The organism is Shewanella sp. SM95 (assembly GCF_025653595.1).
Taxonomy (GTDB): Bacteria; Pseudomonadota; Gammaproteobacteria; order Enterobacterales; family Shewanellaceae; genus Shewanella; species Shewanella oncorhynchi.
Genome location: NZ_JAKKSE010000001.1, coordinates 560,410 through 583,355, shown reverse-complemented (window position 1 = coordinate 583,355; position 22,946 = coordinate 560,410). Strand labels below are relative to the sequence as shown.

The window sequence follows — 22,946 nt, the reverse complement described above, 5'->3', positions numbered from 1 at the left end:
CCAAACATGAAACTCTATCTACTCGATAACTTTGACTCCTTTACCTATAACTTAGTGGATCAATTTCGCAGCCTTGGCTGTGAAGTGGTGATTTACCGCAACGATGTTGCCGCCGATTATATCGCTGAAAAACTGCTAAACGAACAAGAGCCTGCAGCCCTCGTGTTATCACCAGGACCAGGTGCACCCCATGAGGCAGGTTCTATGATGGCACTTATCGCCAAAGTTGCGGGTAAGGTGCCTATGCTGGGTATCTGCCTTGGGCATCAAGCCATGGTGGAATATTACGGCGGCACAGTGGCACGCGCACCTTTTGTGGTACACGGCAAGGCAAGCCCCACTTTCCATGACGGTACTGGCGTATTTGCTGGTTTGCCCTCTCCCCTGCCCGTTGCCCGCTATCACAGTCTCGTCGCCACTCAAGTACCGGATTGCTTGCAAGTGATCGCAACCACTGACGCTATGCCTATGGCAATTTTGCACCCGCAGCATAGAGCCGTTGGATTTCAGTTCCACCCAGAATCAATTCTGACGACGTTGGGCAGCACACTGCTCATTCAAACCTTGGCATTTCTGACCCAAGACATGACAGCAGGAGTAAATGCATGAGTACAAACAATATTCAGCCTTTACTCGACGTTTTATACCAAGGTAAGAGTTTAAGTCGCGAGCACACCTTTGAGATTTTTAGCGCGTTAATTCGCGGTGAAATGAGTGAAGCCACTATGGCTGGAATGTTAGTCGCGCTCAAGATGCGCGGCGAAACCATTGATGAAATCAGCGGCGCCGCCGATGCGATGCGCGCCGCTGCCAAGACGTTTCCCTACTCGAATGGCGATAACCTTAGCAATGGCATCGTTGACATAGTTGGCACCGGTGGCGATGGCTTTAATACCATTAATATTTCCACCACTGCGGCCTTTGTTGCCGCGGCGGCGGGCGCCAAGGTCGCCAAACACGGCAATCGTAGCGTGTCGAGTAAATCGGGTTCATCGGATCTTTTGGCGCAGTTTGGCATTGACTTAACCATGTCACCAGACACCGCCAGTCGTTGCCTCGACGCATTGAACCTGTGCTTTTTATTTGCGCCCCACTACCACGGCGGAGTAAAACATGCGGGGCCGGTCAGGCAAGCACTGAAAACGCGCACTTTATTCAATGTGTTAGGGCCACTTATCAATCCTGCCCGCCCCGAATTTATGTTACTTGGCGTTTATAGCCCTGAGTTAGTCTTACCGATAGCGAAAGTATTAAAGGCGCTTGGCACAAAACGCGCTATGGTAGTGCACGGCAGCGGTTTAGATGAAGTCGCGCTGCACGGCAACACCCAAGTTGCTGAGTTAAAAGACGGCGACATTATTGAGTATCAACTCACGCCCGCCGATTTAGGTGTGCCTTTAGCGCAAATAACAGACTTAGAAGGGGGCGAGCCCGCGCAGAATGCCTTGATTACCGAGGCGATTTTAAAAGGCAACGGTACTGAAGCACATGCCAATGCGGTCGCCATCAATGCCGGTTGTGCTTTATATGTGTGTGGAATTGCTGATTCAGTGAAAACGGGAACCTTACTTGCGCTCAGTACCATACAAAGCGGTAAAGCCTTTGAATTGTTAAGCCAGCTCGCAAAAGTCAGCGGTGAAGCCCATGCCAACGGTCAAGAAAGAGGAAGATAAGCGAATGTCTCAAGTAGAAGTGACTCCAACAGCAATGACTCAAGACCTGCGTACTCAGCCAGAGGCAGCCACAAACCCTATGCCAAAAAGTAATGTGTTAACCCGTATAGTCGATACCAAAGCTGCCCATATTGCCGCCCTGAAGCTGCGTTTCCCCGAGGCCAGTCTGTCGCCAAAAATCTCTGACCGCAGTTTATTTGCCGCACTCAAGGCGCCCAAGGCGGGTTACATTTTAGAATGTAAAAAAGCCAGCCCGTCCAAAGGGCTTATCCGCGATGTGTTTGATGTAGAAGCCATTGCCGATATTTACGGAAAATATGCGGCGGGCATTTCGGTATTAACCGACGAGCAGTTTTTCCAAGGGGATATGGACTATATCCCTAAGGTGCGCGCTCGGGTGAACCAACCTATTCTGTGCAAAGATTTTTTTGTCGATGAATACCAAATTAAACTCGCCGCCCACCAAGGTGCCGATGCCATTCTGTTAATGCTATCCGTACTCGATGATGCGCAATATCACCGCCTAGCGAAAGAAGCCGCTAAGTATCAACTCGATGTGCTGACCGAAGTCAGTAACGAAGAAGAACTTAAACGCGCCATCGCATTAGATGCGCCGATTATCGGGATCAATAACCGTAACTTAAGGGATTTGAGTACCGATCTCGCCACCACAGAAACGCTGGCGCCACATATTGGCAGCGACCGCGTGGTGATCAGCGAATCAGGCATCTACAACAATCAGCAAGTACGCCGCCTGAGTCCACTGGTTGATGGTTTCCTCGTCGGTAGTTCGATAATGGCCGAGGCTGATATCGACTTAGCCTGCCGTAAATTGATCTTCGGTCACAATAAAGTCTGCGGCCTCACCCGCATGGAAGATATTCGCGCCGCGGCAACGTCAGGCGCCGTCTATGCCGGGCTGATTTTTGCTGAAAAATCCCCGCGCGCGTTAACCCTTAACGCCGCTGAACAATTGCTCAGGGAATATCGCGCATCCGCGGCTCCCGCCATTGAATTCGTCGGTGTGTTTGTTAACGCAGCGCCAAGCACCATTACGGATACCGCAGCCAGTTTGCAGTTATCTGCCGTGCAGCTGCATGGCACGGAAACTGAACTTGAAATCGCAGAGCTCACTAAGCGACTTGAGCAAGCGGGACTCACCACTCAAATTTGGAAAGCCGTCAGCGTCGATGCGCAAACGGGTGAGCTTGGTAACTTACCTCAGGGAGCATCGCGATATCTGTTTGATAGTAAAACGGCAAACCAATTTGGCGGCTCGGGCCAAGCCTTTAATTGGCAAAATATTGATGTGAAGTCCTTAGGCCAGCAAAAGGCCCATGCCATGTTGGCGGGTGGACTCAACGCCGAGAATGCGGCCAGTGCCAATGCCCAAGGATTTTACGGTTTAGATTTTAATTCTGGCCTAGAAACCGCCGCAGGAATTAAATCGGCGCAACTGATCCAAACGGCTTTTGCCCATTTACGTCTCTAGCCTATCGCGCTAAGCAAGAAGCCCTAGATGCTGTTGGTGCAGGACAAGCGTGATGCTCAACAAACAATATGAACCTATTAATGCCAGTGGCCAAATAGATAACGATGCGGTTAACCCCAAGACGCTGTTAGTACAATCGAAGCCACTGACAAACTGATTGATAAGATAAGGAAAAAGGTATGTCAAAGTTAAAGCTTAACCCTTATTTCGGCGAATACGGCGGCATGTATGTGCCACAGATTTTAGTGCCAGCCCTTAAGCAATTAGAAACTGCCTTTGTGGAAGCGCAAGAAGATGAAGACTTTAAAGCCGAATTTACCGATTTACTGAAAAACTACGCGGGTCGCCCAACAGCACTGACCTTAACCCGCAATTTAAGCCCAAATCCTATGGTGAAAATCTACCTTAAACGGGAAGATTTACTCCACGGCGGCGCCCATAAAACCAACCAAGTGTTAGGCCAAGCACTGCTGGCTAAGCGCATGGGTAAAAAAGAAATTATTGCCGAAACTGGCGCAGGACAACACGGCGTTGCCACCGCCCTTGCCTGCGCGCTATTAGGCTTGAAATGTAAAGTCTATATGGGCGCAAAAGACGTTGCGCGCCAATCACCTAACGTATTTAGAATGCGTTTGATGGGCGCGGAAGTGATCCCTGTCACCTCAGGTTCTGCCACCCTAAAAGATGCCTGTAACGAAGCAATGCGCGACTGGTCTGGCAGCTACGAAAAGGCCCACTATCTTCTGGGCACCGCTGCGGGGCCACATCCGTTCCCAACAATCGTGCGTGAATTCCAACGCATTATTGGTGAAGAAACCAAGAAGCAAATGCTGGAACGTGAAGGTCGCCTGCCCGATGCCGTTATCGCTTGTGTTGGCGGCGGTTCCAACGCTATCGGCATGTTCGCTGACTTTATCGACGAACCAAGTGTCGAACTGATTGGCGTCGAACCTGCGGGTAAAGGCATAGACACGCCAATGCACGGCGCGCCGCTTAAACACGGTAAGACAGGGATTTTCTTCGGCATGAAAGCGCCTTTGATGCAAGATAGCGAAGGGCAAATTGAAGAATCTTACTCGATTTCAGCCGGATTGGACTTCCCCTCCGTTGGCCCGCAGCACGCGCATCTTAATGCTACAGGCCGCGCCCGTTATGAATCGGCTACCGACGATGAAGCCTTAGAAGCCTTCCAACAACTGGCGCGCTGTGAAGGGATTATCCCTGCATTGGAATCGGCGCATGCTATCGCCTATGCCGTGAAAATGGCGCGCGAGTGCACCAAAGAAACCATTTTAGTGGTCAATCTTTCCGGTCGTGGCGACAAAGATATTTTCACCGTTTCTGACATTTTGAATGGTAAAGAGGAATAATAAACATGAGTGACACGTCTACCAACACTGGCCGTTACCAAGCCTCCTTTGCCAAACTCAACGCCGAAGGCCGTGGCGCTTTTGTCCCCTTCGTCACCCTTGGCGATCCTAGCCCTGAGTTATCGCTAAAAATTATCGATACCTTAGTGCAAAACGGTGCCGATGCCTTAGAACTGGGCTTTCCATTTTCCGATCCCTTGGCCGATGGCCCAGTGATCCAAGGCGCTAACCTGCGTTCTTTAGCCGCAGGCACGACTCCAACGGCGTGTTTTGAATTACTGGCGCAAGTGCGTGCAAAATATCCTGAACTTCCAATCGGTTTGCTGCTGTATGCAAACTTGGTGTTTGCTAATGGCATAGATGCGTTTTACGCCAAAGCGCAACAAGCGGGTGTGGATTCAGTACTTATCGCCGATGTGCCAGTGGAAGAATCAGCGCCCTTTAGCGAAGCCGCTAAAGCCCATGGTATTGCGCCGATTTTTATCGCACCGCCCAATGCCGACAGTGAAACCCTTGAGCAAGTGAGTAAAAGTGGTGAAGGTTACACCTATCTCTTATCCCGCGCGGGGGTCACAGGCACAGACACGAAAGCTGGCGTGCCGGTAGAGGAAATTTTATCTAAATTAAAAGCCTTTAACGCCCCGCCACCGCTCCTCGGTTTTGGTATTGCCGAGCCTTCACAGGTAAGCGCCGCCATCAAAGCGGGCGCTGCGGGGGCGATTTCTGGCTCTGCCGTAGTAAAAATCATCGAAACCCACCAGCACGATGAAGTTAAGCTACTTGCAACGCTTGGGGAATTTACTCGCGCAATGAAGGCTGCAACCTAAGCGAGTCTTGATTTAAATAATCCAATATAAATCAAAAGTTCAATTACAAATAAAATAAGTGAGGTAGACTCGTCGCCTCGCTTATTTTGTTTGTATTTACCAAGCTCTATGTTTACTCAGCCTTTATCTCCCTCAAACACAATCTATCAAGGCAATACTGACACTCACGCAGTACTACACTGACAGCGTATTTATTTAGTCACAGTTCCTCGATAGAATGCCCTATCGAAGAAAAACGGACTTTTTATGCAGTATCGGATCTATATTCTCGAATTAACGCCTTGGGGCTGTGGTTTTGAAGGTGAAGTTGCAGGTAAATGCGATAATGGTGCACCAATTTGGTTTTACTACCAAGGTAGCGATCAGCAGGCCGAAATTCGCTTTCCGGTTAACCAATGGGTCACAGTTGAATTGCTTGGCCGATTAGCAAGTGCCAGTCTTCAAGCTGATATGATTAAACAAACGCCACACCAGCATCTGAAATTCCCGTTGCATAACTGTCACTTTGAAGCTTCGGGACAAATCATCGACATCAGCCAAACACCCGAAGATACAATTTACCTGTTGCAATCAAACTTACCGCTCCCCTTTGATAATGAACTTGGGAAATCCCCTATCTCGCTAGGCCATTGGGTTAATGTAACAGGCGAGCTTTGGGTAACAAATTGGATGAATTGAGTCGATAAAAAAAGGTATAGTGCTAGCCTGTAACAAATCATTCGCCTGATACATATCCATTAGAGGATCCGATGACCATTTCTAAATCTTTACCCGATAACAAACCTCGTACTTTTTTGGGAACACCCAAATTACCGGCCAAGTATGCCACTGTGGTGATGCCATTTTTTCTCTCTATTCTCATGAGTTGTATCGTTTCTGGGATCAGCACTTTCAATGGCGTTGGCGCTTCACCGCAATTTCTCGAACTCTGGCTAGGCGCTTGGCTGATCTCATGGGTTGTCGCCTTTCCTACACTGCTGATGGTGTTACCTTTGGTGCGTAAAATCACAGCTCATTTTGTCGATTTACGCTAGTTTTACGACTTAATCTTCCGATTTAACTATTTTATTTCAAAGCCGTTTTAGGACGGCTTTATCTTGAACTCCTTCTCTTATGCGTACAGCGACTAAAAATCACATCGATAATTGCTCGATCTGTTACCCTGCCAATATTCACTTAAACTAAAACAGTACGACCTACACCATACCAATCGTATTAAATCAAAGCGCTCATTGAGCCCCCAGTCCACGCTTTACAATGGATTTACACTGACCGTTTAGCGGCACCTATGTTTATTGTATAAGGATGACATGACTCCCATCTAAATCAATTTTCCTCTGCTCTCGAACCAACTCAAGCATTAATGTAACCCACTGTATTTATATATTTTATAAAAATAGAGCTCGTAAAACCCTAAATGATACATCCTCAAAACGCTGCCTAATTATCACTCCTTTGTCATTTACTTATTTGTACCATTAACCGTATCTGCCCCCCTTATTCATCAGTTAAAAGTATTAACCCACAGCCCCACACAAATGAGAATGATTTGCATTTGAATATTTTCACATGCTAATTTACCTACCGTTGTCGGGACAGAGACAGCAGGAAATGGCCTAAGGACTGAGCTAAAAATAGCGAGTTAATCAACGCAAGATAAATAGCCAAACAGTCTATTTTGATAACCGCATTCACTTTGGTTTGCGTCCTTAGGTAACTGATTACTGGATCGGCAACGCGCAGCAGCATGTTGCCAAGGAGGCGTAAGTGAGTACACAGCAAAGGGAAATGGATCGCGAAATCTTTGATCTACTTGGCATAGGCATTGGCCCATTCAATCTTGGCCTCGCCGCCTTATCAGAACCTATTGACGGCTTTAACTGCTTATTTTTAGATGCTAAAACCAGTTTTGACTGGCATCCAGGCATGCTACTCAAATCCTCAAGATTACAAACACCCTTTATGTCGGATCTGGTGACTATGGCCGATCCCACCAGCCGCTACAGCTACCTTAATTTTGCCAAGCAAACGGGCAGACTTTATCCCTTTTATATTCGTGAGAATTTCTTTTTACCCCGCCACGAATACAACTTGTATTGCCAATGGGTGAGCCAACAACTCAACAACCTTAAATTTGGTTTTAAGGTCACTCAAGTGGATTACAACGCAGGTGAAAGTATTTATCGAGTTACAGGTTTTGATAGGCGCAGTGGTAAAACCCATTCCTATCAATGCCGAAAGCTAGTGCTAGGCACTGGCACTGAACCTTATCTACCAAAGGATTGCCCAATCCAAGATGCACGGGTCATGCATACCGCCAGTTATATGCAGCAAAAAACCTACCTGCAGAGTCAGAGTGCCATCACAGTAATTGGTAGTGGCCAGAGTGCGGCGGAAGTGTTTTACGATCTACTGCAAGATATTGATACCTATGGTTATCAACTCAATTGGATGACACGATCAGCGCGTTTTTATCCCTTGGAATATACCAAGCTTACTTTAGAGATGACCTCGCCAGATTATGTCGATTACTTCCACGAGTTGACCCCTAATCAAAGATGCTCACTGATCGCCAGCCAGAAACAGCTCTACAAAGGGATAAATTCTGAGCTGATAAAGGACATTTACGATTTGTTATATCAAAAACGCCTATTGGCCGATTTTCAATGCCGACTGATGACGAATGCGGCGCTGACTCATATCGAGCCACAAGCCAATATGCTCAAGTTGCATTTCCACCACAATGAAAAAAATCACACCTTTGAGCAAGAAACGGGCGCCGTTATTTTAGGCACAGGTTACCACTATCGTTTACCCGAGTTTATCAGTGGTATTAAGCAACAAGTCGAATTCGATGACGCCGGACAACTTAGCGTGCAGCGTGATTACAGCATAGATATTCGAGGGGATATTTTTGTCCAGAATGTCGGTTTGCATACCCATGGGATAAGCTCTCCAGATCTGGGTATGGGCTGTTATCGCAACGGCACCATCTTAAAAGCTGTGCTCGGTTATGCGCCCTACCACATTGAGGAACATATCGCGTTTCAAACCTTCGATCCGGCCAAACTTGCCAGTCATCAGCCCTGCGGCGCCAATGCAATTAACACGTTGGATCTTAATCCAAGACATTTTCCTAAGGCGCCGCACAGAAAAACTCAAGTTGATGCGCCACAAACTATCCCTCCAACCAAGATTCCAAGTTCTGGCGCAAGTTCAACCGTGAGTTCAGGCGCGGGAACCAATATGCCGGTCTTAATGGCGCCGAACCAGGAGGCATAATAATGGCAAGCCAATTTAGCAACCATTGTTTAACGCAACTATGTTTAATGCAACTATCCGCTATTTCGAGCATTAATGGTTTCCAGTTCAGAGCGTTAGACCTTACACAAGACATTCCAACACTACAGTCTTGGTTTAACCAAGATTACGCCAAGTTTTGGGGTATGCAGGGCTTGAACCTTGATGCCATAAAAAATCTGTTAGCAACAACAGAACACAAGTTTGCCTTGATAGGTGAATGGCAGGCCAAAGCACTATTTATGGTGGAGCTCTACGATCCCGTCCACGATGAAGTTGGTCAGCACTATCGTGTTGCGCCGGGTGATTGTGGTATGCATCTGATTATCGCGCCGCCAGATGGCAAACCCGTCAGCGGCTTATCCTTGAAAGTGATGGATGCGATAGCGCAGCTCGTGCTTGAAAAACTAGCCTTTAATCGCCTCGTGGTTGAACCCGATCAACTCAATAGCAAAATTCATCGCTTAAATAGCCTGATAGGCATTCGCTATGAAAAAGCGATTCAGTTAAACACTAAAGCTGCTTTCCTCGGATTTTGCACTGCGGTCCAGCGCCTTCAACCATCGAGCACGCCCTCTTTGACGAGCCTAGCCCAAACAACCTTAGCCCTGCCAAGCTCAGCTCAGTCAACGCCTGCTCTGCCAAACTTAGCAGAACAATACTTAGCAAGCCCAACCCTAGCAAAGCCAAGCTCGCACGCGGCATCTCCAACCTCTCCCATGACATTATCGACTCTTCAGGTGAATTAGATGAACTTACCCACAAAAGCCTTATTAATTAACCCATTGCCAACGCAAGATCATCATGTTCAAGCAGTACATGCTCAACAAAGCCCGACGCTATCGACAACATCGACTTCTATGCCGGAGCATTTGACTCCCGCCTATTGGCAAGCGGCTAATCGTCATTTAGTGAAGAAAATCCTCTGCGAATTCACCCACGAGAAACTCATTACGCCGACCCTGTACGGGCAAAAAACGGGGCTTAACCACTATGAACTCAGGCTCAAAGACAGCACTTACTATTTTAGTGCGCGGCACTATCAGCTCGATCATCTCGCGATTAATGCCGATACCATCCGCGTTTCACTTGCAGGCAAAGAACAAACCCTCGATGCGATGTCGCTGATTATTTCCCTTAAAAATGACTTAGGGATCAGCGAAACCTTACTACCAACTTATTTAGAAGAAATCACCAGCACCCTTTACAGTAAGGCATACAAGTTAGCGCATCAGGCGATTCCCGCAGCCACACTGGCGCGAGCCGATTATCAAAGCATAGAAGCGGGTATGACAGAAGGTCATCCGGTGTTTATTGCCAATAATGGCCGGATTGGTTTTGATATGCAGGATTACCGTCAATTTGCCCCTGAAAGCGCGATGCCGATGCAGTTAGTCTGGCTTGGAGTCCGCAAAAACAAAACCACGTTTGCCGCCCTCGAAAACTTGAGTCACGATGCGGTACTAAAGGAAGAGCTTGGCCAGCAGTTCACTGACTTCCAACAACGTCTTAAAACGCAGCAGCATGATCCACAGGACTTCTACTTTATGCCAGTGCACCCTTGGCAGTGGCGTGAAAAAATCGCCCGCGTCTTTGCCGGCGACATAGCCCGTGGCGATCTGGTTTACCTTGGTGAAGGCAGCGAACAATACCAAGTGCAGCAATCGATACGCACTTTCTTCAATCTTGCATCACCGCAAAAGTGCTATGTCAAAACCGCGCTTTCTATCCTAAATATGGGCTTTATGCGTGGTCTATCGCCCCTTTACATGAGCTGCACACCGCAAATCAATGCGTGGGTGGCGAACTTGGTTGAAAGCGACCCTTACTTTACTCAGCAAGGGTTTGTGATCCTTAAAGAAATTGCAGCCATAGGTTACCACCACCATTATTACGAGCAGGCACTCACCCAAGATAGCGCCTATAAAAAAATGCTTTCTGCCCTGTGGCGCGAAAGTCCACTGCCACACATTGAGCCTAAACAAAATCTGATGACCATGGCTGCGCTACTGCATACTGATCATGAAGATAAGGCCCTTATTGCAGCCTTGATAGCCGCCTCAGGCTTGCCAGCAAAGGATTGGGTCAGTCGCTACTTAAACCTGTATTTATCGCCGCTGTTACATGCCTTTTTTGCCTACGATCTGGTCTTTATGCCGCACGGGGAAAACCTGATCTTAGTGCTCGATGAATATGTGCCAGTCAAGATTTTGATGAAAGACATAGGCGAAGAAGTCGCGGTACTCAATGGCGCGAAGCCGCTACCTGATGATGTAAAACGCCTTGCGGTGAGCCTTGAAGAAGAGATGAAGCTTAACTACATCTTACTGGATATTTTTGACTGTATTTTCCGCTATTTAGCACCGCTGCTCGATGAGCAAACCAGTGTCAGTGAAAGCCAATTCTGGGAGTTAGTGGCGGACAATGTACGTGATTACCAAGCCCAGCATCCACATTTGGCCGACAAGTTTGCCCAATACGATCTGTTTAAGGACAGCTTTGTACGTACGTGCCTCAATCGTATCCAATTGAATAATAACCAACAAATGATAGACCTCGCCGACAGGGAGAAAAACCTGCGTTTCGCCGGCGGCATCGACAATCCCTTGGCGACCTTTAGACAGAGCCATACCTTTAAGCGCCCTATGCTTAGCAGCGCTGAGCAAAGGACACGTTAACACACCACAAAGTGGATAACCCCGAAACTTTAGCATGGGCCAATGTTGGCCCAGCTTGTTTAACCCCCAACCTAAACGGAATTAAAGATCAACATTATGAAGACTTTTCCTCTCTCCAACATCGCACTCGTCTGTCGGCAAGCCCTCGTTAACCCGAAGCTATTGCTGTGCTCAGCCATGTTAGCCACAGTTCCCCATGCCACAGCTGACACTGTCGATACGGATAGTAAGACTAAAAAGCACCAGAAAGAAATTGAAGTCATCAATGTCATTGGCGCTAAGGACTTACACGACAACCGTTATAAAACCCAAGCGATGAACACGGCAACTGGGCTCGATTTATCCTATCTAGAAACGCCGCAGTCGGTCACGTCTATCACCCGCCAAATGATGAATGATCAACAGCTTAATAGCGTGATTGATGCCATGACCAGCGTTGCGGGGATCAATGCCCGCCCAATGGATAACGACAGATACAGTATTAGTGCCCGCGGCATTGCCGTGACCAGCATTTTGTACGATGGCGTGCCAACGACCTACGATACCCGCTTCAACTATGGCGATAATCTGATCGACACCGCCATCTACGAGCGAGTAGAAGTGGTACGCGGCGCGACTGGCCTCATGACGGGAGCCGGTAATCCCTCGGCGGCCATTAACCTTATCCGTAAACGCCCGACTCAAGAGTTTATGGGCAACACCTCGTTAAGTGTGGGCTCATGGAATAATGTGCGCGGTATGGTCGATGTTTCCAGCGGCTTAAATGATTCAGGTTCTGTGCGCGGTCGCGTGGTGGCCGCCTATCAAGATAAGGATTCATTCCAAGACAGGTACGAGCAGCAGCGCACTACGCTATACGGCATAGTCGAAACCGATATTGGCGATAGCACCTTATTCACCCTTGGTGTCGATTACCAAGATGCCACACCGAGCGGCACTATGTCGGGTGGTTTACCGCTATTTTACAGCGATGGCAGTCGCACTAATTATGATCGTGCCACTTCAACGGCGCCCGATTGGGGCTCGGCGCATACCCAAGGCCTCAACACCTTTGCGAGTCTCGAACACAGATTAGATAACGGTTGGAACCTAAAAGGGACTTACACCTACGGCGATAACTCATTGGAGTTCGATGTACTATGGGCCACGGGATATCCTGATCCTGTAACCAATATCGGCGCCACTGCAGGCTCTATCGCCTATGTCGACGGCAGTCGCACCCAACACAATGTGGATTTGCGCGCCGAAGGACAATACCAACTCTTTGGTCAGGAACATCAATTGATGTTTGGCTGGAATGGCCAACGCCAAGAGTTCGCCAATCCCTACTATTATCCCACTGCGGCAGTACCGCCTTTGGGGGATTTTCGCGATCCGAACTTCCAATATCCAAAACCTCAATGGAAGGAAACTTATACCACGGGTTCATTTGGCGAAACCAAACAGAGTGCAGCCTATGTAGCGACTCAGCTTAATCTCAGCGACGCTTTAGCTGTCCTCGTCGGATTACGCCTCAATGAGTGGGAAACCGACCAAGATAATTTTGGCAGCCGCTACGATTTCAGCATCAGCAACGAACTCACGACTTACTTCGGCCTCACCTACGCCCTGACCGAGCAATATTCGCTCTACGCCAGTTATACGGATATTTTTGCACCGCAAACTAAGCAAAGAATCGATAAAAGCTACCTAGATCCAGTCAAAGGGAAAAACTACGAAGGCGGGATTAAGGCGAGCCTGTTCGATGAGGCTTTAGATATGTCGCTGTCGGTGTTTGAGATCAGACAAGACAATGTCGGAGTCAGCACTGGCGATGTGATCCCAGGAACAACAACGCAAGTGTATGAAGGCGTAAACGGTACAAAAACACAGGGATTCGAATTTGAATCGACGGGTAAAATCACTGATGACTGGAATCTTTACTTAGGTTACACCCAGTTCACTAGCGAAGATCCTGAAGGCAAACGTATCAGTACCACGTCACCACGCCAGCAATTAAAACTCTTCACCACTTATACCTTTGGCGGTGATTGGCATAAATTGCAAATAGGTGCGGGAGTTAACTGGCAGAGCCGCGTCTACCAAACAGTTAATTCGCCACTTGGCAAAGTCGAAGTCGAGCAAGGCTCTTACGCGCTAGCGAGTCTAATGGCGAGTTACGCCTTCACCGAGCAACTTAAGCTCAGCGCAAACCTGCACAACGCCTTAGATAAAAGCTACTACAGCCAAGTCGGTCAATACAGCCAATTCCAATACGGTACGCCGCGAAGTGCCAGCTTAACCTTAGACTATCGCTTCTAAGTCAGATTTATATTGAGATCGTTCGAAAAACCTTGTGAGCCCAAATCTTGGGCTCGCAAGGTAATCATTTACATGGACTTATCGATAACCGCGGCAATCAATCACAGCCATTAAGGAGTCACTATGGCAAGCCAACGGAGAGACACCAGGCTGCAAACATTGTGCGATACCTCGCCAAGCCACAACGCGTTGAATCAAACTATTTTGACACTCAATCAGCTGTTACATGAGCGGGCGCCCTTCTATGGCGAACACCTTCGCGCAACCCAGTCACCTACAGGGCTCAGTTTTGATGAATGGAGTAACGTCGATACTTATCAAAAACTCATTGCACGTTTTGCCATCGCACATCCTAGCGCTGAAACTCAGAGTGAAACTGAGGCTGTAACTAAAGATAAAACCGAGGCTACTAAAACAGCTGCAACCAGCCGAGCGCACGCTTTCGTCAGTAAAAGCGCCTTAGTCAGTAAACGCGCTACGGCCAGTAGAAAAGACACTCGCAAAGCGCTGTATTCACTTTGGGGTCAATGGTATTTTGGCCTTTTAGTTCCGCCTGTGATGGAGTGGATTTTTAACGCAAAAAAAGCCGATTTCGAGCCTATTCACTGGCAGCCACAGTCCGTTTTTATGCAGGTACACGCCAGTGGCCGAGTGGCAAAATTTGAATTTAAAATAACAAAGCAACAGCCAAATACCGCTTTGACCTTTAAAAAACACCACGGCATCGAGCCACTTTGCCAAACCAACACTAAGTCAAGTTTCAAGACAGACATTGAGGTACACTCGCCATTAGCCTCATATAAGCCGCCAGTTGATAAAGAACTAGCCCTACAAGGCCTTATCTTAAACTTACTGCAACCGAGTGTTGAGCGCCTGCTCACTTTAAGCCCCGTGCCCGTTAAATTATATTGGAGTCACTTAGGCTATCTGATCCACTGGTATCTAGGAGAGTTGGGATTATCTCAGCAACAAAGTCAGCAACTTAAGCAAGCTCTGTTTCGCAGAGCGACCTTTTTTGATGGCACCCAAAATCCACTGTATAACAGCATCAATTTGATTGTTGACCCCAAAGAAGGCAGCACGAACATCCAATGCATTCGCCGTACTTGCTGCCTAAGGTATCAACTCGCCAACACTGGCCAATGCCACGATTGCCCACTACTAAGTCGCCCTAACGCTAAGACAAACGCCGCCAAACAGGCACAAGTCTAACTTGCCCATTAAACCCATTTAATGGGCAAGATCGCAATCCTAGGCCCATGGTGCTTTTGCCCTTATGTTGCACATGCTACACTCAAGCCCATGTCTCTTTAACATGATTATTTATGAAACAACTGCTTGATTTCCTGCCCCTCGTCATCTTTTTTGCCGTTTATAAATTTTTCGATATTTATATCGCCAGCGGCGCATTGATCGCAGCCACCGCGCTTCAATTGATCGTGACCTATGCGCTATATAAGAAACTTGAAAAGATGCACTTAATCACCTTTGCTATGGTGACAGTGTTTGGCACACTCACTTTAGTGTTTCACGATGATTCTTTTATCAAGTGGAAAGTGACCATCATCTATAGTTTGTTTGCCATCGCCTTAGGTGCCAGTCAATTGCTCAATAAATCGATATTAAAGTCGATGTTAGGCAAAGAAATGCAAGTAGACGACAAAATTTGGGCTCGCGTAACTTGGTATTGGGTGATCTTTTTCGCCGCTTGTGGCCTAGTCAATATTTATGTCGCCTTTAGTTTGCCATTAGAAACTTGGGTCAATTTTAAAGTGTTTGGTTTAACCGCTTTAACCTTAATTAATACTGTCCTGACCGTATTTTATCTTTATAAACACCTTCCCGAAGATCAACGCAAGGAACTCAAATAATGTGGTATATGATTTCAGCTCAAGATTTTGAGAATAGTTTAGAAAAACGTTTAGCCGCACGCCCAGCCCATTTAGCTCGCCTGCAAGCCCTCGCCGATGAAGGTCGTTTACTGATCGCTGGCCCACACCCAGCCATCGACAGCGAAAACCCTGGTGATGCTGGCTTTAGTGGTTCACTGGTTGTCGCAGATTTTGAATCCTTAGTCGCAGCAAAACACTGGGCCGATGCCGATCCCTATATCGAAGCGGGCGTTTACCAAAGTGTTGTGGTTAAACCCTTTAAACGAGTCCTGCCTTAATGAAAATAGTGTCCTTTAACATCAATGGTCTGCGGGCACGCTTGCATCAATTGCAAGCCTTAATCGATAGCCACCAGCCCGACATTATCGGCCTGCAAGAAACCAAAGTGCACGATGAGGCGTTTCCATTAGCCGAAGTCGAAGCCATGGGATATCAAGTGCATTACCACGGCGGTAAAGCTCACTATGGTGTTGCCATGCTGTCTAAAGTCGCACCAGAAAAACTGCAAAAGGGTTTTCCAAGCGATGATGAAGATGCCCAGCGCCGCATGATTATCGGCACATTTACCCAAGCGAATGGTCGTCCATTGACTGTGTTCAACGGCTATTTCCCCCAAGGCGAAAGCATAGACCACCCAACAAAATATCCTGCTAAACGTAAGTTTTATCAGGATTTAATGCACTACTTGCAGACAAATCACAGCAACGATGAAGATATCGTCATCATAGGTGACATCAATATTTCGCCGACCGATTTAGACATAGGCATAGGTGAAGTCAATCGTAAGCGTTGGCTAAAAACCGGCAAATGTAGCTTCCAACCGGAAGAGCGTGAGTGGTTAAAAACCTTACAAGACTGGGGCTTAATCGACACTTTCCGTCAATTACACCCAGAGCGCATCGAACGTTATTCTTGGTTCGATTACCGCAGCAAAGGTTTCGATGACAACCGTGGCCTGCGTATTGATGTGATTTTAGCAACGCCTTCACTGGCAGCACGTTTAGTCGAATCCGATGTCGATTACGATCTGCGCGGCATAGATAAACCCTCAGATCATGCCCCCATTTGGAGCACGTTCAAAGAGGCTTAACCCGCTAGGGTTCGACCTTACAGACATAAAAACATCTGCCAAACAGGTTAAGCGGGTGATATAGGTGCAGACTAATTTATCTTGGAGTTACATAAAAATCCGATGATATGGGATCATCGGATTTTTAACTTTTAAGTGAACTAGTCAAGCATTTCGTCTTAACTGTTCGGCATTGCTGACTGGCTTTTTGTTAAAAAAGTGGTTTCTACTATATAGAAACTGGAAACTTAAAGTGTGTAACGGATACCAATGGCAACACCGTCAGATTCTGAAAGCGCCATTCTAGCTTCTTGTTCTTTATCTGCACTGGTAAAATCGCTGTAATCTTTACGTGCTTCTACGTAAAGCACTGTGTTTGGGTCCCATACAAAATGCAAACCAACTACGACAAACTGACGTTTGAACTCATCGTTAGGATCGGCATTAAAGTTAGGTTGAATGACGTAGTCTTTACCGGCATCAAGCACGTTGTAAGAAATGAATGGGCGTAATCCATTGTCAAACTTGTAAGAAACTAAACTTTCAATACCATAGGCGTCTTTAATCAAACGACCAATATTGTCTGTGTCATGATTTTCTTGTCTGTTAACGTTTGCAGCAGCGTATAAGCCATTGCTATCGAAGTTACCCCAAGTGATACCCGCACCGTAGATAAGATCAACCGCAGTGGTTTGTTCGCCATTACCAAAACTCACATCAAACTCACCGCGGTTAACACCCGCAGTTAAGGTCAGCATATCAGTGGCTTTATAGGTCAGCGCGCTACCATAAGTATAATTGTATTCTACTTGTTGAGCCGCTTTATCACCGCTTTCCCAGTTCGCTTGACACTGAGCTTGTGAAATATCATCCGTTGTATCACAGGTATAGAAGCTGCTGTTTTTCAACTGTGCTTGAACTGCAAAGCTTACATCGCCAAATGCATTGCGATATTGAACTGTTTTATCACCACGACCAACACCGTTTACCGCGCCATCATCTTTATTATAAGTGTAAACACCTGCAGTGTTACCGTCCCACACAAAACCATAGTTAGTGTTGTAAACGACATCGTACCAAGCGCCCCACTGCTTACCAATAGTCAGCGTTCCATAAGTGTCATGGGACAGACCAGCGTAACCTAAACGGTTATAAAAGAACTCTTCTTGAACAGATTCGAAGCGATTGTTATAGACGATGTCGCTACTACCAACAGGATTCACACCCCATTCCAATTTAGCAAATGCTTTCCAACCGTCAGTCAACTCACGATTAAAACCAAAATTAATGCGAGATGCGCCGTTAACAACCTCTGTTTCCCCTTGAGTGTTGATCACGCGTGCATCAATAAAACCACCGATTTCTACGGCATTTTTATTATCTTTATAGATCTCGATAGCTGAGACTGATGGAACTAAAAAAATTGCTGCAAGCGCAGTTGCTACTAACGTCTTGTTCATTTGGTGCTTAACCTTTTTTGTTTATGTTCTGTCAACGTCATTCCGTTGTTATATTTCCTTACAATTTCCTCTTAAAGGGTAGCAAACTTTCAATATTCCCTCAAAGCTAAACCTAAAGAATATGTCGATTAACATCACAAAAACAAACCAGTTAACCTCTACAAAACAGGTTAAAACGCTACATTCGCCACCCTGCGCAACACATAAAGAACATTAAAAACACTATATTAACAGCAACTGCTTTGACGCAATATCCATGTAGTTTAGTTTCATTATCGAAAAAACAGGCTCGGCAATAGGGCCAATTTGCTTATCAATGTAGTATTGGTAATCAATTGGTGACGTTCTGTACAGTAAGGATTCCGGTCCATTTACAGTAATCAGATAATCAATCTGCGCCCCACGCTTGCCAAAAGAGGCATCTCCTGTTAAGTCGCATAATTGTTGAGCGACTTTAACATGGGGAGAAGATTTAGCCGTGTAATCTTCAATATTGCGTCGCATACGTTTGCGAAATACCAAATCATCGTCCAACTCACCATCAAGCAGCTTTTCAAACACACTGGCCAAATAAACACTGATATCCCTTTGGTTAAACATCCGTTCATAGAGTGACTCTTGAACTTTGCGCGCTAAAGGGCTCCAATCACTGCGCACTTGCTCCATACCTTTAAAAGTAAGCTCAAGTTCATCGCTCGCATTGCGCCACGCGCCAACATAACGTTTTTTACTGCCTTCTAACGACCCCCTTAAGGTCGGCATAAAAAACTGCTCATAGTGGCGTTCAAACTGTAACTCGAGAAAACTCTCAACTTGATGATCTTCAGCGATCTTAGCCTGCCACTTAGCATTAATTTCCCGCGCCAGAGTGTTACCTAAGGCGTTAAGGTCTGAGAGATCAGGCTCGCTGCCAAGCCAGACAAAGGTCGAATCCGTATCGCCGTAAATCACTTGATAGCCCATCTCTTCTATCCATGCGCGGGTTTGTTTCATGATTTGATGGCCACGCATAGTGATCGAACTTGCTAACTTTGCATCGTGGAAAACACAACCTTGAGAACCTAAAACCCCATACAACGAGTTCATGATAATTTTTATCGCTTGAGATAACGGCGCATTGTGCTCACTTTTGGCCTTTTCGCGCTGCTCAGATAATGTTTGGATAAGCTTAGGTAAAATGGGCTGTTGCCGACTGAAACGGCCACCGAGAAACCCCGCAACACAGTCAGACTCGGGCAATTGCAAACCTTCAATTAATCCCTTAGGGTCAATCAAAAAAGTACGAATAATGGAGGGATATAGACTTTTAAAATCGAACACTAAAATATGCTTATAAAGTCCCGGTACAGAATCCATCACATAGCCACCGGGGCTTTCGATCCCATCACTCGCAGGAGCATCGGGAGCGACGTAACCTGCTCGATGTAGATGCGGTAAATACAAATGATTAAATGCCGCCACCGAAGCCCCAACCCGCCCCAACTCTAAACCTGTTAGTTCAGCTCGCGCGAGGGCGAACTCCCATAATTGAGTATGACTAAAAATATCCCACACCAGACGGCTGTCAGTAAGATTGTAATGCGCTAATGCTTGTTTGTGGGCCTTAAACAGCTGATCAATTTCTTCAACGCGATTATCCACGTTATGAATGGCCTTGCCTTCACCTAATAATTTCCGCGAAACAAATTCCAACGAAAACCGCTCAAAATGATAGAAAGCGGCTTTAAGCCAATCGATACCATCGAGTACCACACGGCCCGGTAAAACTAAGGTTTCTGGCCGAAATTTATTATCGACTTTCCACTCAAGCTTTGCCCCTCCGCGGCCAATGGTGAGCGGAATACGGTGTAATAATGCCCGGCGTGACAAGAGTGCGAGGTCAAAACTCACCACTGACCAACCTATGACAAAGTCAGGATCAAACTCATGGAACCACGCGATTAATCGATGAATGAGTGCAGCCTCATCGGCCACCCATTCAATATATTCGGGAGAGTTTGATTCAGCCTCACCCACCATAATCACTTTTTCATAAGTCTGCTTGAGACTGTCTTGCTCTTCGTCTCGGCCACTGTATTGACCATATAGTGCAACTGAATAGAGTAAACCTTCAAAGCTGCATTCAAAATCCAGTGAAATACAGCGCAAATGTACAGCCGTTAAAGGGGCAATACTCTTAGCCCGCTCGGCGATAAACACGGGCAGCGAGTTAGCCTCAAGACTGTCGCTAGTCGGCGCGTGTATGTTACTCGTCGCAGAGAAATGCCCTAAAAATGCCACATCCAGCGCCACAAACCGCTCGATTAAATAACGCTGTTCGGGGCGAATGTCGGCTTCAAATAAAGGGATGTCGGCATCTTTAGCGATGCGCTGTAAGGTACGTAAACTATTGCTAGATTTAGCATAAACACCACTAACCGCACCGCCTTTAAAGCTTTTGAGTGCTAACGGTACAAACCGCAATGCTTGACCCGGCGTTTGCAACTGCAAAGCCGTGACATCAGTTTGATGACAAAAACAAATGTGTTCAGTGCCTTGCACTTCCACCAGCACAGGGCCTTGGGCGGTAGCCAGATAATACTGCAACACTAAACTCCCATGACGATGAATCGCATGGCGTGTTAAGACTCGACCTTGTACACTAACGGCCGCGGTAGCCTCTGACTTCATCGCATGGGTTCCCAAATCGCATAGCTAGTCAATTTAGATGGTTCCTCAATTTAAATGCCGCCAAATGGCAGAAAAGTTTCTTAGGCTATGCAATCACTGTTATTATGTACAGCATTAATTCGATAAAGTAGTGACGCATGTTACCTGACAATGTAAAAACCCAGATCCGCGCCATCTATAAGGATATCGCTACCGCCTTGCCTAATTTTAGGCCGCGACGCGAACAAAACTATATGGTGGCGGAAATCTCTAAGACTCTCGCCGGCGACTATGATAAAGATAGGCGCATCATAGTGGTCGAAGCAGGCACAGGGATCGGTAAATCATTGTCTTACATCCTCGGTACCATTCCACTGGCATTAGCGAGCAAGAAAAAGGTCTGCATCGCTACAGCAACCGTCGCTTTGCAGGAGCAATTACTGCATAAAGACTTGCCCTTCTTCCTTGAGCAATCCGGCTTAAATTTCCGCTTTGGCCTAGTAAAAGGTCGACAACGTTATGTGTGTCTATCGAAACTGGCGATGCTCATCGGTGACGACAACAGTACACAAATGGCCATGTGGCAAACTAAACCAGACAATAGCCAAGTGACTATGATGCACGGCCTGTTAAAAGACTATAACGAAGGTCGCTGGAACGGCGAAATCGACACCTTAGCCGTGCCGCTGCCCGATCACCTGTGGCAACAAATCGCCTGCGACAAACACAGCTGTCATCGCCAAGTCGCCAGCCACAGAAATTGCCCGTTCCATAAAGCCCGCGAAGATGTCGATACCTGGGATGTACTCATCGCCAACCACAGCTTGTTATTCGCCGATTTAGAGCTAGGTGGCGGCGTGATTTTGCCCGATCCAGAAGACGTATTTTATGTTATCGATGAGGCACATCACTTACCGATTGTGGCGCGGGATTTCTCCAGTGCACAGGCCACGCTGAGGGGCGCATGCGACTGGCTCGAAAAAATTGGTAAAACCTGCGCCAAGTTACAAAACCAAATAAAGAGCAACAATATCATTGCCCCCGCGCAGGCGATGCAAGATCATTTAGGCGATCTTATCGCCCAGCTCAATCAAGTGGCCCACTATTGCGATACTCAGACCAAACACTTTGCCAATCCTGAAAACCGTCTGCGTTTTGAGCACGGCAAACTACCAGAGTCATTACTCATTCTGGCTGAAAACCTTGCAGTGACCTCTAATCTAGCCCTCAAACAGTTTAATAAAATGCTGTCACTGCTGGCCGAAGCGATTAAAGATGGCGATATTCCTAAACATCAATCCGAAGCGCTATTGGCCGAAACCGGATTTATGCTGCAAAGGCTCGAAAACCTGCAGAAATTGTGGAGGATGATGGCCAAGGAAGATAAGCACAAAGGCGCACCTATGGCGCGCTGGGTCGAGCTCATCACAGGTAAACAAGTGGATTATCTGTTTAGCGCCTCGCCTATCGAAGTTGGCTTTATGCTGGAATCCATGCTGTGGCAAAAAGCAGCGGGCGTAGTTTTATGTAGCGCTACGCTGCGCGCACTCAATAACTTCGACCATTTTGTGCATCAAGTCGGTTTATCACTCAACGATGGCAGCCGTTATTTAGCCTTACAATCGCCCTTCGATTATCCTAATAACGCGACACTTTATTTACCCAAAATGCGCACTGAGCCGACGGATGATGCCTATACGGCAGAACTTGCCGAGCAAATCGTCACCCTGATTGAAGGAGAAATGGCCACCTTAGTGTTATTCGCCTCCTACTGGCAGATGGAAAAAGTGGTTGAATTACTTGAAGGTAAACTCACCACAGAGCTGCTTATTCAAGGCAATGCGCCACGGCAACAATTGTTAGAAAATCATAAAGCTAAATGCGATAAGGGCGAACCAAGCATCTTGTTTGGCACCGGCAGTTTCTCTGAAGGTCTCGACTTGCCCGGCGATTATCTGACGAACTTGATCGTCACTAAACTGCCCTTTGCCGTGCCAACCTCGCCCGTTGAGCAAGCGCACGCAGAATATGTCAAAGTCAAAGGCGGTAATCCCTTCTTACAACTGACGATCCCAGATGCTTCACGTAAGCTTATTCAAAGTTGTGGTAGATTACTGCGTAAAGAGCAAGATTATGGCCGAGTGACCATTTTAGATAGGCGGTTAGTCACTAAACGCTATGGCAAGTCCTTACTGGATGCCTTACCGCCCTTTAGACGTGTTATAGAGTAGGATT

18 protein-coding genes are annotated in these 22,946 nt (G+C 47.0%); 16 read left to right on the top strand and 2 right to left on the bottom strand.

Annotated elements, in window-relative coordinates:
• Positions 1-6: 6 nt before the first annotated feature.
• The 15 genes from L5M29_RS02550 to xthA all read left to right on the top strand — a co-directional run bounded on the left by L5M29_RS02550 (position 7) and on the right by xthA (position 16,623).
• The gene (locus L5M29_RS02550; protein WP_263166032.1) at positions 7-609 is read left to right on the top strand and encodes an aminodeoxychorismate/anthranilate synthase component II; all 603 of its coding nucleotides are present in this window, start codon (positions 7-9) and stop codon (positions 607-609) included.
• A complete protein-coding gene (gene trpD, locus L5M29_RS02545) occupies positions 606-1,673 on the top strand; it encodes an anthranilate phosphoribosyltransferase (protein WP_263166030.1) in 1,068 nt (355 codons plus the stop codon). Before L5M29_RS02550 ends, trpD begins: the two co-directional genes overlap by 4 nt.
• Before the next feature lie 4 nt (positions 1,674-1,677).
• Positions 1,678-3,165 (top strand): bifunctional indole-3-glycerol-phosphate synthase TrpC/phosphoribosylanthranilate isomerase TrpF, encoded by a 1,488-nt coding sequence (gene trpCF / locus L5M29_RS02540; protein ID WP_263166109.1) that lies wholly within the window; start codon positions 1,678-1,680, stop codon positions 3,163-3,165.
• Between the two features lie 179 nt (positions 3,166-3,344).
• The gene (trpB, locus tag L5M29_RS02535) at positions 3,345-4,535 is read left to right on the top strand and encodes a tryptophan synthase subunit beta (protein ID WP_105252117.1); all 1,191 of its coding nucleotides are present in this window, start codon (positions 3,345-3,347) and stop codon (positions 4,533-4,535) included.
• A 5-nt stretch (positions 4,536-4,540) separates the two neighbouring features.
• The gene (trpA, locus tag L5M29_RS02530) at positions 4,541-5,362 is read left to right on the top strand and encodes a tryptophan synthase subunit alpha (protein ID WP_263166028.1); all 822 of its coding nucleotides are present in this window, start codon (positions 4,541-4,543) and stop codon (positions 5,360-5,362) included.
• A 246-nt stretch (positions 5,363-5,608) separates the two neighbouring features.
• Entirely contained in the window at positions 5,609-6,040 is a 432-nt protein-coding gene (locus tag L5M29_RS02525) for a glycerate kinase (protein WP_105252115.1), read from the top strand.
• A gap of 71 nt (positions 6,041-6,111) precedes the next feature.
• On the top strand, positions 6,112-6,396 hold the full coding sequence (locus tag L5M29_RS02520) for a DUF2798 domain-containing protein (protein WP_028761002.1): 285 nt from the start codon (positions 6,112-6,114) through the stop codon (positions 6,394-6,396).
• A 733-nt stretch (positions 6,397-7,129) separates the two neighbouring features.
• A complete protein-coding gene (locus L5M29_RS02515) occupies positions 7,130-8,644 on the top strand; it encodes a lysine N(6)-hydroxylase/L-ornithine N(5)-oxygenase family protein (protein ID WP_263166026.1) in 1,515 nt (504 codons plus the stop codon).
• 2 nt (positions 8,645-8,646) lie between these two features.
• Positions 8,647-9,411: a GNAT family N-acetyltransferase gene (locus L5M29_RS02510; protein WP_263166024.1), complete on the top strand. Its 765-nt coding sequence runs from the start codon at positions 8,647-8,649 to the stop codon at positions 9,409-9,411.
• On the top strand, positions 9,412-11,340 hold the full coding sequence (locus L5M29_RS02505) for an IucA/IucC family protein (RefSeq protein WP_263166022.1): 1,929 nt from the start codon (positions 9,412-9,414) through the stop codon (positions 11,338-11,340).
• Between the two features lie 96 nt (positions 11,341-11,436).
• Positions 11,437-13,641, top strand: coding sequence for a TonB-dependent siderophore receptor (locus L5M29_RS02500; protein WP_263166020.1), 2,205 nt, complete (start codon positions 11,437-11,439; stop codon positions 13,639-13,641).
• A 123-nt stretch (positions 13,642-13,764) separates the two neighbouring features.
• Positions 13,765-14,853: a siderophore-iron reductase FhuF gene (gene fhuF, locus L5M29_RS02495; RefSeq protein ID WP_263166018.1), complete on the top strand. Its 1,089-nt coding sequence runs from the start codon at positions 13,765-13,767 to the stop codon at positions 14,851-14,853.
• A 113-nt stretch (positions 14,854-14,966) separates the two neighbouring features.
• A complete protein-coding gene (locus tag L5M29_RS02490; protein ID WP_263166017.1) occupies positions 14,967-15,512 on the top strand; it encodes a septation protein A in 546 nt (181 codons plus the stop codon).
• Positions 15,512-15,811: a YciI family protein gene (locus L5M29_RS02485; protein ID WP_028761008.1), complete on the top strand. Its 300-nt coding sequence runs from the start codon at positions 15,512-15,514 to the stop codon at positions 15,809-15,811. The genes L5M29_RS02490 and L5M29_RS02485 overlap by 1 nt, the downstream gene beginning before the upstream one ends.
• Positions 15,811-16,623, top strand: coding sequence for an exodeoxyribonuclease III (gene xthA / locus L5M29_RS02480; protein WP_263166015.1), 813 nt, complete (start codon positions 15,811-15,813; stop codon positions 16,621-16,623). The genes L5M29_RS02485 and xthA overlap by 1 nt, the downstream gene beginning before the upstream one ends.
• A 227-nt stretch (positions 16,624-16,850) precedes the next feature.
• On the opposite strand, the gene L5M29_RS02475 is transcribed toward xthA, so the two are convergent.
• Both L5M29_RS02475 and L5M29_RS02470 read right to left on the bottom strand, forming a co-directional pair.
• Positions 16,851-18,062 carry a porin gene (locus L5M29_RS02475; protein WP_263166013.1) on the bottom strand — a complete coding sequence of 404 codons (1,212 nt, stop codon included), beginning with the start codon at positions 18,060-18,062 and terminating at the stop codon, positions 16,851-16,853.
• 222 nt (positions 18,063-18,284) lie between these two features.
• A complete protein-coding gene (locus L5M29_RS02470) occupies positions 18,285-20,732 on the bottom strand; it encodes a DNA polymerase II (protein WP_263166011.1) in 2,448 nt (815 codons plus the stop codon).
• A gap of 137 nt (positions 20,733-20,869) precedes the next feature.
• Between L5M29_RS02470 and dinG the strand changes: the two genes are divergently transcribed.
• Positions 20,870-22,942 (top strand): ATP-dependent DNA helicase DinG, encoded by a 2,073-nt coding sequence (gene dinG / locus L5M29_RS02465; RefSeq protein WP_263166010.1) that lies wholly within the window; start codon positions 20,870-20,872, stop codon positions 22,940-22,942.
• Positions 22,943-22,946: the final 4 nt, after the last annotated feature.